This is a genomic window from Mesobacillus maritimus (assembly GCF_023715205.1).
GTDB classification, from domain to species: Bacteria; Bacillota; Bacilli; order Bacillales; family Cytobacillaceae; genus Mesobacillus_B; species Mesobacillus_B maritimus_C.
In genome coordinates, this window is sequence record NZ_JAMBNR010000002.1 from 455,301 (window position 1) to 470,576 (window position 15,276).

The window sequence follows — 15,276 nt, forward strand, 5'->3', positions numbered from 1 at the left end:
GAAAAAGTCCTTTATTCAATTTTTATAAACTTAACTATTGGTTTCATTTATACCAATAAGTATTCACATCATTTAAAAAAGGGGGAATCTCTATTGTTTGATAGGTTATTAGAAACTAATTTTCAATGGTTCCCAGATTTAAATGCCTTTAATGATTTTACTGAAAAAAAATTAAAATCTTCTACTACCTTGCCGGAAGTTTGTTTTATTGGATCGCCATCGATGGAACAAATCGATTATATCTCGCTTCATCAAAATGATTCTATGCCGTATAAGCTAAATAAAGGTTCCGTTGTTGATATGAATTTAATACCCGAATGGATTTCCACGGCTACATTTACAGACATTACGATTTTAACGAAAAATGACAGAATTGTGGGATGGACGAAGACAACCACGTTATTGGCGGAATTCTTTTTACAAGAGAGAAAGAAAAATATACAGTTGCAAAATGAAGTTCATAACATCGAATTAGACCTTAAGTCCATATTGGAAACAACATTTGATGTGATTTTTGTAGCAGATGGTCAAGGGGTTACTTTAAAGGCTAGTTCTGCATGCGAACAACTTTGGGGATACAAGCCAAAGGATATCATCGGGAAAAGTATTTATGAGTTAGAAAAGGAAAAAGTATTTAACCCTTCCGTAACCAGATTAGTTCTTGAGCGTAAGGAAAAGGTTTCGGTTGTCCAAAAAACGAAAACAGGTAGAATACTTCTGGCAACAGGAACACCTATAAAGGATGAAAATGGAAATATTATCCGAGTAGTAAATGGGTCAAGGGATATAACGGAAACAGAAGAGTTACATAAGAAACTCAATGAAACCCGCTCCCTTATGGAATGGTATAAAAACCAACTTGACGAAATAACGCCAAATATTAGGGGAGAAATCATTTATCAAAGCCCTCAAATGGAAAAAATAATGAATCAGGCAAAGAAGGTTTCAGAAGTGGATACTACTGTACTTATTACGGGAGAGTCCGGTGTCGGAAAAGAGGGGATAGCCGGATTTATACACCATAGCAGCGTGAGAGCGAAAAAACCATTTGTGAAAATTAATTGTGGTAGTATATCTGAAACCCTTATTGAGTCAGAGCTATTTGGATATGAGAGGGGTGCTTTTACAGGAGCCTCAAAAGAAGGAAAAGTCGGTCTTATTGAACTTGCCCATCAAGGTACACTCTTTCTGGATGAAATAGGTGAACTTCCTTTGAATCTTCAAGTGAAGTTACTTCGTGTTCTCCAGGAGCGAGAGTTGACAAGAGTGGGGGCAACCGTTCCAATTAAAGTGGATATTCGAATTATTGCTGCCACAAACAGGGACCTTCTAGAAGCGGTGGAACAGGGTACATTTAGAGAGGATCTTTATTATCGATTAAATATCATTCCAATCCATATTCCACCTTTAAGAGAACGGAAAGAGGATATTATTCCATTAATCAATCACTTCCAAAATATATTTAATAACCGTTATCACCGAAATAAGCAATTCTCGAATGAAGTAATACAGATGTTTCTAACCTACCCTTGGAAGGGCAATATAAGAGAGTTAAAGAATACAATAGAAAGATTAATTGTATTAACAGAAAATGAGGTAATTGTAAGCAATGATCTACCAGCCATTTTCAATAATAAAAAGGATCTTAAAATGCAGGATAGTATTGTAGTCCATGAAATAATTCCACTTAAAACAGCAAAGGCACTTTTGGAATGTAAGTTAATGGGGTTAGCCTCTCAAAGATATGGAACAATGAGTGAGATTGCAAAAGCACTAGAAGTTAATCAGTCTACTGTTAGCAGAATATCGAGAAAGGTTACATGCAAAAATGCATAAAGCTATGCAAAAAAGCAAGGGTGCTTTTTAAAGGTATAGTTAATTGAAAATTCTAAATATTAGTAGAGGGTTATGCTTTTTTGCATAACTATTTTTTTATTAAAAGCAAGGATGCTTATCTTCCTTGCTTTTTAATTTTGGCATGATACTTGCATTTATTAATCTAACGGAAATAAAAAAAGGAGTTGATTCTAATCATTGATCACAAAGTATAAAGTTGCGGCTGTGCAAATGACATGTGTACTTGGAGATAAAGTTTCTAATATGGAAAAGGCCATTGTTTTTATTAAACAAGCCATACAGCAGGGGGCTAAACTCATTGTTCTTCCTGAGCTATTTTCTACGGGGTATAGTGTCGAAGAACTGGACGAACAACTGGCCGAAAGTCTAGAGGATGAGACAGTTACGAATCTTATTAGACTAGCAAAAGAACATGATGTATACATCTCGGGAGCAATTATAGAAAAGGGAGACGGAGAAGGGGAACTTTTCGATACTGCATTTCTTATTGGACCAAAAGGACTTGTAGGAAAACATAGAAAGATTCAACTTTGGAATGGCGAGAAAACAAGATTTTCCAGAGGGGACACATTCTCTGTTTTCAACACGGAAATAGGAAAAATCGGAATGCAAATCTGTTATGAAATTGGGTTCCCTGAAGGAGCTAGAATCCAAGCTTTAAAAGGAGCTGATTTGGTCCTTTACCCTTCAGCATTTGGTTTGCCCCGTCTATATGCTTGGGATATTGCTACTCGTTCACGAGCTTTGGAAAACGGGATATATGTTGTTGCTGCTAATAGAATGGGAGAGGATCGGAACGTTAAGTTTGCTGCCAACTCCAAAATTATTTCACCTAAAGGTTCAGTACTCGTAACAGCAGAGGAGGAGGAAAAGGTAATCCTTGCCGAAATCGATTTAGACCAAGTGAAAGAACAAAAAGCAACAATCCCATATCTATATGATTTAGATCCGATAAAGGTGATAAATAACTTTAGTGAATGTTTAATGTCAGAGAAAAATGTTTGAAATTCCATGAAAACTGATGAAATTCTGAGGATTTATTATTAAATTCATTGAATTGGGGGGATTACAGTGACTTTTTGGATTATTGCTAGTGCACTCTTGTTCTTAATTACAATGCTTTCAGCTTTTGGGAACTATTTTGGCCTTTATGGAAAAGAAGAGGGTTTCTCACAATCTGATGAAAAATATTTAGTAGTAGAGGGGGAAAAACCTAATGAACATACCATGGGCTAATGTCCTTATCATTTTATTATTGGGTGCATTATTCATTATTTCCAGTTGGTTTATTTCCCGTAAGGTCTCTTCTGCAGACGAGTATATTGGCGGACGCGGGAAATTAGGTGTTGCCTTCGGAACTACGTCTTTATTAGCATTTTGGATAACAGGCAACACAATAATGGCCGGTCCAGAAGCGGCTTATAATAATGGTATTTTAGGAGCGCTTGGATACGCTGCGTTAGGAGGATTTGCTGTTGTAGCATTTGCTCCGCTAGCTCGCCGGATTCACCAAATCATCCCACATGGAAGAACGGTAGGAGATTTTTTCAAGAATCGCTTTGACAGAAAAAGTTATTATTTGTTTTTGGCTATGGCCTTTGTATGGGTCTTTGGGTTTTTAATGACTCAAGGGATTGGTGGTGGATTATTACTAGAACAAATCTTTGAAGTCCCTTACGCCTTGGCTGTTATTTTGACCTTTATAATTGTTATTCTCTACTCCACAATGGGTGGTTTCGCCTCCGTAACTGGGATTGCCTTTTTTCAAGTGATGCTGATATTAATCGTTGTCATTGTTGTCCCTCCATTAGTCTATCTTACAGCAGGAGTAACGCCTGTTTATGAGGGAATGAGTAGTGTAGCACCTGAATCTCTAGATTTACTAGTGCCGGCAGGTTTATTATTCCTCTTTGCCGCTCCAATTGTCGGGATTGGCGAAGTATTTATGGATAATACATTTTGGCAACGAGCCTACGCAATCCGCAAAGATAAGGTTGTAAAAATTTTCAGCCTTGCGGGTGTTGGTTGGTTTTTTGTTCCTATTGCTGTAGCAACATTGGCTTTTGTTGCAATTGGTTTTCAGCATGCACCGGATCAAGTCAATCAAGTAGCACCATTTATTGCAAAAGTATACGGTGGTCAATTCGCCAATTGGGCATTTTTAGTAGGCGTGTGGGCAGCCTTAGCATCAACAATAGCCGCTCTTATCAATGCCTTAGTTTCGTTAGTGCTAAATGATGTATACCTAAAAATAAAACCAAATACTAGTGAGAAACATCAATTGAAATTTGTACGTGTTGCTACGGTTGTTATTGGTATTGTTGCCATGCTATTTAGCTTACCGCAACTTACATCCATGCTTCAGATGCTAATGTTCTTAGGGGTCGTAAATGCTGCATTTATATTCCCGATTATGTATGGGTTGTTCTGGAAGAGGTTAAACACAAATATGAGTTTCGCTGCCGCTATCCTTGCGATTATTGTTGGTTACTCTGTGTACTACACAGTTGGTGATATGCAAGGCATTATTTCTAGTGGTTGGGTATCATTTCTCGTTTGTTGGGTCGGAAGTTTAATAAAACCTGCGAACTTTGATTGGGAAATTCTTCGTCGTGTAGGTCTAGAAGAGGGGGCAAAAACAAAATGATCCTTTCAATAGGGATATTTAAACTTTTGATATGGGGTAGTATCATCATTTCTGGGTTGTTAATGTGTTCAGTATTTGGCTATTTTGTTTATGAACTTAAACAGAAAAGCATTTGGTAAGGTTACCTGGTTAGATAGGTAACATAGGCTTTAATTTTATAGCTTTTAAAGGAGGAGAAGGTATTGGTAGAGGTAGCTTGTTGTCAATTTGAACCGATTGTAGGACAAAAAGAATTAAATATTGCTCGTTCAACGGAATTGATTTTAGAGGCTGTAAAAAAAGGCGCGCAGCTAATTGTATTACCCGAACTGTGTAACTCAGGGTATGTATTTAATAATCGTGAAGAAGCGTATGCTTTATCCGAAACTGTTCCAGAAGGTGAGTCCGTGAAGGAATGGGAAAGACTTGCAAGAGAAAAACAAGTTTATATTGTTGCTGGAATAAATGAACGTGAAGGGAGTAATCTGTACAATTCTGCAGTTTTAATTGGACCTGATGGGCATATTGGTACCTATCGGAAAGTTCACTTATGGGATAAGGAAAAATTATTCTTTGAACCTGGTAATAAAGGAATCTCTGTTTTTAATACCCCTATCGGACGTATAGGGATTTTGATTTGTTACGATGTTTGGTTCCCAGAAGCCCATAGACTATGTTCGATACAAGGTGCGGAGATCATTGCGGTACCTACCAATTGGGTACCGATGCCGGAGCAAAACGAAAATGATATCCCAATGGCCGTCTATCTTTGTATGGCTAATGCTCATTCAAATGGGGTATTTATTGCTGCAGCTAATCGAATTGGTGAAGAGCGAGGACAGCCGTTCCTTGGACACAGTGTTATTATCGGACCAAATGGTCGTCCTGTGGGAGATATTGCCCCAAAAAATAAAGAGGAAATAATCATACAGTCTTGTGATTTGACAAAGGCACCACACGCACGGTCATTAAGTCAATTGAATCATGTACTCAATGACCGTCGTGAAGACTTATACGGATCTTTAATTATTTGAGTTTAAGGGAAGGGTGTCATAGATTAGGAGAAGCCTAAACGAATTAGGCTTCTTTCTATTGCCATAAAACAGCAAACCATGTAAGGTTACTTACTATTTAAAAAGGAGGAATTAAAATGACTTTTTCTATAACAGCAAAATGCGAAAAGACAGGGCAATTCGGGGTAGCTGTAACTACAAAACTTCCAGCAGTTGGCACTCTTTGCCCGTTTGTAGAAGCAGGTATAGGTGGAGTTGCTACCCAATCGTTTGTAAATCCTTATATTGGATTCAATGGCTTAAAATATTTAAAAGAAGGTTTGTCTGCAGACGAAGTAAAACAGCGAATTTTGCGTGAAGATCCAGAACCGGATATTAGGCAATTTGTAATTGTTGATTGCAAGGGTAGAAGTGCAGCCTTTAGTGGAAAGAAATGTGATGGTTGGTACGGTCATATAGTCGGCGATCATTATGGTGTTGCAGGTAATATGTTGGTCGGTGAAGATACTATCCTACAGACAGCCCAAGCTTTTGAAAACAGTAGGGGATTACCGTTAGCGGAAAGGTTATTAAAAGCTCTGCAGGCTGGACAGGATGCTGGAGGAGATAAGCGTGGTCGACAATCAGCTGCTATAAAAGTCGTGGATAAAGAAGAGTATCCATTGGTAGACTTGAGAGTGGATGAGCATAAGGATCCTGTGATGGAACTAGGAAGAATCTATGAAGTTGCCAGAAAGGAACTATTTCCTTTCATTCAGATGCTTCCGACAAAGGCTAACCCAGCGGGGAACTTTGACTTTGAATCTTCGAGAAAAATGGGTTTACTGCAAGATTAATATGGAAGACATAAAGGATAAAATTCCTAATTTTCGGTGGATAACCGAGGTATTAGGAATTTTTTTGTGCAGGTGCTTTTATTGAAGAAAACAGAGGGGATGTTATTTATAGCGAGGTTTTGTTCTTAATTAAGGAATATTAGTGCGATCAATAGAACTATTTTGTTTTGTATTAGCAAGGAATTACTTTAATAAGATAATTTCCTTTTCTAAACTATTCCATATATAGTACAATTTTACTAATACAGAATATAGTTAAACGTCAGGGGTATAAGTGATGGATGCAATAGAAAAAAAGTTAATTGTTAACTCCGATAATGGGAACTTATTGAATGAATTAATAACATCGATTAAAGAGTGTCAAAGGTTTTACTTTAGTGTCGCTTTTATCAACTTTAGCGGGCTTCAACTGCTATTAGATCCAATTAAAGAGGCGGAAGAGAAAGGGATAAAGGGAAAGATTATTACCTCTACCTATCTTAATTTTACTGATGCAAAGGCACTAGATAAAATTACAGAATTCGAAAATGTAGACTTAAAGGTATTTGTTACTGACAAAGAGATAGGTTTTCACACTAAAGCCTATATTTTTGAATATCAAGACAGTTATAAAGTGATCATTGGTTCGTCAAATATCACCCAAAGTGCATTAAAAAGCAATATTGAGTGGAATGTTGAAATCATTTCAAAACAGAATGCTAATTTTATCAAAGAAGTGTTAAAGGAGTATGACAATCTCTGGGAGATGAGTGTTGATGCCGATGAAGAGTTTATTCGCCGCTATGAAGAGTTTTTAAAGAACTTTAAAAGTACTCAACCATCTCAACATATGATCTATGAACATAAACAATATATTGTTCCAAATCGCATGCAAAAACGAGCTATGGAAAATCTAGAGCGTCTCCGGAGCTTTGGGGAACGCAAAGCACTTGTTATCGCTGCTACTGGAACAGGGAAAACGTATATGTCGGCTTTCGATGTGAAAAACTTCAAGCCTAAGAAACTTCTTTTTGTTGTTCATCGAGAGGAAATCTTGAAAAAGGCTAAAGAAACCTTTGAAATGCTTCTTCCTAATGAGGGCATCACCTTTGGTTTATTAACGGGGAATCATAAAAACAAAGAGGCAGATTATGTTTTTGCCACAAACTTTACCATCTCAAACTGTTATCATGAATTCAAAAAAGATGAATTTGACTATATTATCATTGACGAAGCCCATCATGCTACTAGTTCAACCTATCAAACCATCTTAGATTATTTTGAACCAAAATTTACATTAGGGATGACCGCTACACCTGAGCGAAGTGATAGTCGCAGTGTATTTGATTTATTTGATAATAATGTGGCATTGGAAGTTCGTCTACATGAAGCTTTAGAAGACGAACTAGTTATTCCTTTCCATTATTTTGGTATTACGGATATTGAGGATATTGATTTAAGCGATGTGAACATTGATGATATTGCGGAAATTACGAAAAGATTAAAAGTAAATGAACGAGTCGATTTTATCATTGAAAAGATGGACTTTTATGGGCATGATGGTGAGAAACGAAAAGGTTTGGGTTTTTGCGCGAGTATTGAACATGCTCAATATATGACAAGTGAATTTAATAAAAGAGGTTATAACAGTATTTGTCTAACAGGAGGAGACTCTTCTGATAAACGGGGAATGTACATATCAAAATTAGAAAATGATCAAGATGAATTAGAGTTTATTTTTACTGTTGATATCTTTAATGAAGGCGTAGATATTCCTTCTGTCAATACTGTCTTAATGCTAAGGCCAACCAACTCCCCAATTGTGTTCATTCAACAATTAGGAAGAGGTCTACGTAAGTGGGGAAATAAAAGCTTTCTAACGGTCCTGGACTTCATTGGGAATCATAATAAAACATTTTTGATCGCGATCGCTTTAAACGGAAGTCGATATTACGATAAAGAAAGTTTAAAAGTCGCAGTGGCGACTGGTTTTGCCAATATCCCAGGTGCAACTCATATCCAAATGGACAAGATCTCCCAAGAAAGAATATTATCCCAAATTGACCGGGAAAACTTTAATTCCATGAAGTATTTAAAGGAAGAATACTATGAATTTAAAAAACTTAACCAAGGACGTATTCCTTATTTATTACTGGATTATCTAAAATATGATGGTGCACCTGATCCGGTAAAATTTATCGATCGAGAAAAATCCTATATTCAATGGGTTGCGAAAGTCGAGAAAGAAGATCGACTAAAAGAACTATTATTGAATGAAGACTTTGAAGGTACAATGAAGGAATTGTCGAGTAAGCTGCCACTAAAGCGAATTTATGAGTTTGTGGTTATCCGCTATTTGTTGGACCATGAAACGATTAGCATTCAAACGGCTAGAGAGCAAATATTAAAGATGATCGACGGTATTGATGAGGATAGTATCCTTCATTCATTTGAATATTTAAATCAAAATTATTATGATAGCGTACAACTTAAGAATAAGCCGAAGCTCTTTCAATACGAAGATGGGCAGCTTAGTAAAACACCATTGTTTTCTAATCTGTTGAGGAATGAAGAGTACCGAACGTATATCGAAGACATTATATCTTATGGTATCTTCCGTTATGAAAAGGAATTTAAGCGTGTGTATGTAGGAGTGCCGCAATTTCAATTATATGAGCAATACCAAATGGTTGACGCTGCTCTATTATCCAATTATCGAAAAATCCATAGTTCTTTTAGAGGATCCGGATTATTAGCAAATGGAAAAGAATATTTCTTATTTGTGGATTTACACAAGGAAGAGGATGTAAAAGAGAGTATCAATTACAAAGATAAATTCATTAGTCCTCAAGAATTTCAATGGCAATCGGTTAATAATACCACTCAACAGTCAGAACGTGGGAAAGATATCATATTCAACAAACAAAGAGGGGTAAATCTACATTTATTTATCCGAAAATATAAAGAGATCGATGGGAAAACAGAACCATATATTTATATAGGTAAAGGAAACGTCGTTGAATATGAAGGGAATAAACCGATAACAGTTAAAATGGAACTAGAACATGAAGTACCAGCTACTTTATATACTGAATTCACAAAAAAAGTATAGACTTCTCTTATGAGAAGTCTATTTTTCATGGATTAATTGCTCAACTGCAGGGATATCAGCGGGTGCCCATTTTAAGGATTCTAAGTTCTCTCGCTTAAGCCAGATTAGTTTTGAATGTTCACTTGCTGTTGGAGTTCCTTCGACGATTTTGCATTTAATTGATAATAGATTAATGATAAACGTCTCATATTCATGCGTGTTATCGTTAAATACTTCTTCTGTCGTTTTCACTATACACCCTAATTCCTCAGAGATTTCACGCTCTAATGCTGAATAGAGATCTTCATCTTTTTCAACTTTCCCACCGGGAAATTCCCACATGTTTGGGATGGACATCTCTGGTGATCTAAGAGCACATAGGATTTCATTTTGTTCATTTTCGATAATTGCTGCTACTACTTTTACTTGCTTTTTCATTTTTGCCTCCATACTAAACAATAATTAAACATTATGATAACATTTTTACTAAAAAGTTTCCTTGATTAGCGATAGTAATTTTTATGAACTGTTATACTTTTTGTTTATGGTAAAATAATCCTATATACATAATTTTCAGGATTAAAATATAGAAGATCTAAAAATAGTGGTAAAAATAAAAGGCGTATTAATGACTGACAATAGTGGTGCAGTTGATGCACAAAAATGACTAGGCTAGTCTATATTAAGTAATCGAGAAAAGGGGAACATATGGAGAGAAGAGCACCAAAGCGACTTAACAAAACTGAAATACCAGTGAACATTTATGAAGGAGAAAAACTGATAAAAGAAAGCCGAAGTATTCAAGAAGCGGCTAGGTTCTTTAAAGAATATACAAAGGCAGAGCGTTTTAATTGGTCAGCAATCCATAAGGGGATATGGCACGATGAAAGCTTTTCGGTAAGCGGCAATACCTATTATTTCATTACGGATCAAGAAGCTGTAAAAGAACGAAACAAGGAAGGGGTGACGATATTGAAACAAATAGAATTAGAAACAAAAATTTTAAGTGATAAATACTTAGACATTGTTTTAAGAAGATATCAGAAATTTCGTTCTCATCCTGATTATGAAGAAACGTACAAATGGGAGATTCTATCTGAACTTAATACCTATTTACAGAACACTGAGATTACGGAAGAAAATGTACTTGAGGTTATTAAATACATAAAAAGTAAAAACCCGCAATCAGGGAGCTTTACTCATTGGAGTTCATTGGATCACTTAATGAAGTTAGCAGAAGAAGCACCGGGATTAACATCGGAACTGTTTCATTCTTTATATGATGAAACCCTGCCCTTGAAGGACCGAGTTGAAAAGTTTTATTACACCGGGAAAGAATATGGGCGAAGTTTAGGTGCCCCCTTGTTTGGGTATCTATTGGCTGCCTATGATTTTCATCAATATCCACTATATAAAGAAGAAGTACTTAAAGAAACAAAAAAACAATTGGCCATTACTGAAAAGCTCGGAACGATAAGTGAGAACTATCAAATGTTTTACGACATTTGTACAATTGTGCAAATGTATGTACGAGACCAAGGTCATGATTTTTCGATGCTGGATGTTCAGGACATGCTTTTTTGCTGTACATCCTATTATGTCATGGTAACAGAAGTCGCTGTAGAATATGTACATTCTCATGCAGTAAAACTGCATGCCTTTATGGAAAATGACGAACAGTTTCTAGCGGAAATAAAAGCAATGAATGAGGAATTATTGAAGGAACGAAGAGACTTTTACCGTAATCGAGATAAAATTAATCGAATCCGGTATCTGCTGTTAGATCAATGGTTAACTAAAAAATCATTAACCATGGCGGATGTTGAACGGTTGAAGGAAGAGGTAAATGAAGAGAACGAGACGAACATTCTTCATTCCTGGAATAACTTTAAGATTCTGTTTCAGATTTATTTTGCTCCACTGAAAGAACGAATTCTACACTTCCTTCGTAATCTCCATGACGGCATTAGGGGAATTGAGGAATTCAAAGACGTTGCTTTTGAAGAAGAAGACAGTCTAAACCCGTTTGGCTGGAATCAGAGTTTTGGGAACTCAGAGTGTTGGATTGCCGTTTATCCAAAGGAAATTGAAAATCATAAACAAGCAGCGCAGTTGTTTGTGTCGATTGATGGTGACAAGGTACGCTATGGTCTTGGCTATGGGTCGGAGCATCCGAAAAGAGATGCTCCTTGGTTAATAGACATTATTACAAATATCGAAGAATTTACTTATGACAAATTACGTAAAAAAATGCTTGGTGTCTATCCGCGGTTTTTAGAGGATAACAAGAAAAGCCAATTGGAAGAGTATTTAACCCCGGAAATTGGTTCTCTTCAAAATCCAGAAAGAGAACCACAATATTTTTGGTTGACAACCAATCCAATCATTTGGACAGTGGATCTTATTAAGGATGGGGGAGAGGTTTTTTATACTGCTTTTAATGAAAAAGGAAACAAGCGAAGAATCTTTCATTCTTTTGAGATGGCAAAGCCAGGAGACAAGGTGCTCTTTTATGAGTCGACCCCTACAAAACAAATTGTAGCGGAGGGGGAAGTAACGAAAGGGCTCCATACTGAGGCTGAACCAGGATTTGCTGAACCTGTGGAAGGGGTTAGTTTCCGGTTTGAACGTGAAATTTCGCCGGTTTCATGGGACCAGCTAATACAGGTCGAAGAGCTTGAAGAAAGTGCTCCTATTAAAAATGGCGCGCAAGGCAGCTTATTTCCATTAACAAAAGAACAGTACGAAACCATCCTTTCCCTAGAAGATGCGGAGGTTACAGACCACACCATTCCAATCCCATCTGTTGATTTTAACAGGGAAGTAAAGTTAGAGAGTTTGTTTTTTGAAGATAGAGATCTTATCGTCAAACAAGTTAAAACAGCACTAGCAAAAGGGAAGAATGTTATTTTAACGGGACCACCCGGAACAGGTAAATCCAAGCTAGCAAAAGAAATTTGCCGTAGCTTTGGGGTGGACTTCGTTATGACGACGGCGACATCGGATTGGTCAACGTATGAAACGATTGGTGGTAGTCGCCCTAATGCGGATGGAACCCTTTCCTTTAAGCAGGGATTATTTCTAAACTGTTTTAAAGATGAAAAAACGTTAAAGCCAGAGAACAAATGGTTAATCATTGATGAAATGAATCGAGCTGATATTGATAAAGCATTTGGAGCTTTGTTCTCGGCGCTAACAGGAGATCCAATTGTATTAAGTTTTCAAGGTGAGAGTGGAAATCAAATTAGGGTACGTCCGCAGAATGATTTGGAAAGTGTACTGCCCAACGATTATGATTTTATCATTCCTAATGACTGGCGCTTAATTGGAACGATGAATACGATTGATAAAGCTTTTTTATATGAAATGAGCTATGCGTTTATGCGTCGATTTGCCTTTATCCCAGTGGGTGTGCCTAAGCGGATAACGGAAGAGCTTGTGAACTCCTATCTTCCTTTATGGGGGATGGAGGAGTATGCTTATTCCTCCATTCTAGCAACTGTTTGGGAACTGATTAATCAATATCGGCAGATCGGGCCCGCTATTGTTGAAGACATTGCGCAATTTACAGAAGTCGAAGGTGATTTCACTTCCGCGGTAATACTTTATGTCCTGCCACAATTTGAGGGACTACCAGACAATGAAATCTTAGAATTCATTAATAAGCTAGGTCAATTGGATCAAATGGAAACAGAGCGGTTGAAAGACTTTGCGGCTGATTTTTTTCACATTAGGGTGTAGTTTATGAAACGGCATACGGATGAACTGATTAAAGAAATAAGTGATTTTTTAGTTGTTTATTTAAAGTCAGGTAACATCGGGGTTAATTCCTTCATTGTGAAAGCCAATTTAAACATAACTCAACTAGAACAATTGATTACGGTTCATTTTCTACTTAAGGATGAATTGAAGGAGTATGTACGGCGTTTACCCATTTTGATACGTAGGTTTAAAACTTCGACTACTAGGACCAATGAAACTTATTATGGTGAGGTTCGCGGGAGTGTTAATTGGCCCAATACGGTGAAAAAACGACTTGAGATGGGGAATAGGGACAGAACAGTCTTTTCATGCACGGAACAATCACGAAATTATTACATCAAGGAAAACTTAGTATTAAAGGCGTTTATTGAGCTTTTAAATACAATCTTGAGTCAAGAAACAGAGAAATTCATGAAATATGAGTGGTTTGCTGATTGGAAGGAATTAAAGACCATAGTTCACCAGATTCATCATAAAAATGTGTACCTTAACCGTGTATCTCTGGAAAAGGTTGAAATTACTGACCGGATGCTCCAAGACACCGCTAAGCACCGCAATCCTTTATACCATGAAGCGGCCATATTATTTATTCTATATCGTCGATTGCAATCAAGAAATTTAAATGTAGAGGAAGTCCAAACACTTTTAAAAGAAACATTTGTCTTTCCGGACAAGCCTGAGGTACTATTTGAACTTTATTGGGCAATCCAACTGGTAAAGCATAATACTGAAAACGCCCAGCTAGAGCTTCTTGACGGGGGACAAAATTTATTTGCCAGTTGGAAGGATGAAGATTATATCTATCGACTCTATCATGATTCTGTTGGTTCTGGTCAGCTATCCTTTCATATCAAAAGTCAAGAGGCCAGGAATCCACAGCACCCTTTGATTGAAAGAAAGATCTCCTCCTTGGAGAAGGCTTCAAAAATGGCTGAACATTTCTTTGGTGAAAACATCGAGGCTGATACTCTATGGAGTGGACGTCCTGATCTTCTTCTAGAAGTTTATAGAAGAGGTAACTGCAACCTTGAACAAGTGTTCATTGGGGAGGTTAAACATACGGCAAGTACAGGTTATGCCATTTCAGGATTACGGGAATTAGTTGATTATATGGAATTTGTAAAAGTGAAAAATGGTGAATTTTTATCGAAAAGTTCTATTAATCTTAAAGGGATATTGTTTGTGGACCATGTTAAAGTTAATGAATCATTAGTAGATAATGTCTTGGTTATTAATCATGACTTTAATGAGAGGTTACGTCATTTGAGTAGTTTATGATGAGAAAGACATACTTCAAAAATAGTCATGACTTCTATAATCGTTATCCGAAAAATCCACTTCTTTAATTTAATAGTAAGAGGCGAGTTTGAATGGGGTAGGTACTCCTTTGGGACCTACCCTTTTTTATATTGCAAACCATTGTTAATGTAATAAGGATAATGTAAAAAAATACTATTGATTTGCAAGTAGGTATAATGGTATTCTTATTTAGCTGCTCCGGTAGCACATCATTTTAAATCACTTCACAATTATTTTTCTAAAAAAACAATTGACGAAATGATTTTGATGTTGTATATTAAGTATCTGCCGTTGAAACAGCGGTATGAAAGAGAATGAATGGTAAAAATTACTGTTGATTCTCACAAGTTATTATGTTAGGATAATATTCCTGTCGCTGATACGGCAGTGAACATTGCTCTTTGAAAACTAAACAAACAAGCGTCAACAAACAATATTTATCATGTTTCTTCTATTAATATAGGAAAACATGAGCCAACGTTTTTATTATGAGCTTAACTCATACTCTTATTTGGAGAGTTTGATCCTGGCTCAGGACGAACGCTGGCGGCGTGCCTAATACATGCAAGTCGAGCGGACTGATGGGAGCTTGCTCCCTGAGGTTAGCGGCGGACGGGTGAGTAACACGTGGGCAACCTGCCTGTAAGACTGGGATAACTCCGGGAAACCGGGGCTAATACCGGATAATTCATTTCCTCTCATGAGGAAATGCTGAAAGACGGTTTCGGCTGTCACTTACAGATGGGCCCGCGGCGCATTAGCTAGTTGGTGAGGTAACGGCTCACCAAGGCCACGATGCGTAGCCGACCTGAG

Annotated in this window: 10 protein-coding genes and 1 rRNA gene; 10 read left to right on the plus strand and 1 reads right to left on the minus strand. The window is 37.0% G+C overall.

Annotated features, from left to right (window positions below; genetic code table 11):
* Positions 1–93 precede the first annotated feature (93 nt).
* The 7 genes from M3182_RS04585 to M3182_RS04615 all read left to right on the plus strand — a co-directional run bounded on the left by M3182_RS04585 (position 94) and on the right by M3182_RS04615 (position 9,423).
* Positions 94–1,836, plus strand: coding sequence for a sigma-54 interaction domain-containing protein (locus M3182_RS04585; RefSeq protein WP_251557038.1), 1,743 nt, complete (start codon positions 94–96; stop codon positions 1,834–1,836).
* Positions 1,837–2,034: 198 nt separating this feature from the next.
* Positions 2,035–2,862 (plus strand): carbon-nitrogen hydrolase family protein, encoded by an 828-nt coding sequence (locus M3182_RS04590; RefSeq protein WP_251557040.1) that lies wholly within the window; start codon positions 2,035–2,037, stop codon positions 2,860–2,862.
* Between the two features lie 66 nt (positions 2,863–2,928).
* Positions 2,929–3,093, plus strand: coding sequence for a hypothetical protein (locus tag M3182_RS04595; protein ID WP_251557043.1), 165 nt, complete (start codon positions 2,929–2,931; stop codon positions 3,091–3,093).
* Positions 3,074–4,504, plus strand: coding sequence for a sodium:solute symporter family transporter (locus tag M3182_RS04600; RefSeq protein WP_251557045.1), 1,431 nt, complete (start codon positions 3,074–3,076; stop codon positions 4,502–4,504). Before M3182_RS04595 ends, M3182_RS04600 begins: the two co-directional genes overlap by 20 nt.
* Positions 4,505–4,686: 182 nt before the next feature.
* Complete coding sequence (locus M3182_RS04605; RefSeq protein ID WP_251557048.1) at positions 4,687–5,517, plus strand: nitrilase family protein; 831 nt, start codon at positions 4,687–4,689, stop codon at positions 5,515–5,517.
* A gap of 116 nt (positions 5,518–5,633) precedes the next feature.
* Positions 5,634–6,332 (plus strand): DUF1028 domain-containing protein, encoded by a 699-nt coding sequence (locus tag M3182_RS04610; protein WP_251557051.1) that lies wholly within the window; start codon positions 5,634–5,636, stop codon positions 6,330–6,332.
* Positions 6,333–6,609: 277 nt separating this feature from the next.
* Positions 6,610–9,423: a DEAD/DEAH box helicase gene (locus M3182_RS04615; protein WP_251557053.1), complete on the plus strand. Its 2,814-nt coding sequence runs from the start codon at positions 6,610–6,612 to the stop codon at positions 9,421–9,423.
* A gap of 18 nt (positions 9,424–9,441) precedes the next feature.
* On the opposite strand, the gene M3182_RS04620 is transcribed toward M3182_RS04615, so the two are convergent.
* The gene (locus M3182_RS04620; RefSeq protein ID WP_251557055.1) at positions 9,442–9,840 is read right to left on the minus strand and encodes a (deoxy)nucleoside triphosphate pyrophosphohydrolase; all 399 of its coding nucleotides are present in this window, start codon (positions 9,838–9,840) and stop codon (positions 9,442–9,444) included.
* Between the two features lie 270 nt (positions 9,841–10,110).
* Between M3182_RS04620 and M3182_RS04625 the strand changes: the two genes are divergently transcribed.
* The 3 genes from M3182_RS04625 to M3182_RS04635 all read left to right on the plus strand — a co-directional run.
* A complete protein-coding gene (locus M3182_RS04625) occupies positions 10,111–13,143 on the plus strand; it encodes an AAA family ATPase (protein WP_251557064.1) in 3,033 nt (1,010 codons plus the stop codon).
* Between the two features lie 3 nt (positions 13,144–13,146).
* On the plus strand, positions 13,147–14,442 hold the full coding sequence (locus M3182_RS04630; protein ID WP_251557066.1) for a hypothetical protein: 1,296 nt from the start codon (positions 13,147–13,149) through the stop codon (positions 14,440–14,442).
* 529 nt (positions 14,443–14,971) lie between these two features.
* Positions 14,972–15,276, plus strand: a 16S ribosomal RNA gene (locus M3182_RS04635); the annotation flags it as partial.

Coding starts and splice junctions, on each gene's coding strand:
- M3182_RS04630 (WP_251557066.1), top strand. CDS start 13,147: ATGAAACGGCATACGGATGAACTGATTAAAGAAATAAGTGATTTTTTA.
- M3182_RS04625 (WP_251557064.1), top strand. CDS start 10,111: ATGGAGAGAAGAGCACCAAAGCGACTTAACAAAACTGAAATACCAGTG.
- M3182_RS04600 (WP_251557045.1), top strand. CDS start 3,074: ATGAACATACCATGGGCTAATGTCCTTATCATTTTATTATTGGGTGCA.
- M3182_RS04615 (WP_251557053.1), top strand. CDS start 6,610: ATGGATGCAATAGAAAAAAAGTTAATTGTTAACTCCGATAATGGGAAC.
- M3182_RS04620 (WP_251557055.1), bottom strand. CDS start 9,840: ATGAAAAAGCAAGTAAAAGTAGTAGCAGCAATTATCGAAAATGAACAA.
- M3182_RS04610 (WP_251557051.1), top strand. CDS start 5,634: ATGACTTTTTCTATAACAGCAAAATGCGAAAAGACAGGGCAATTCGGG.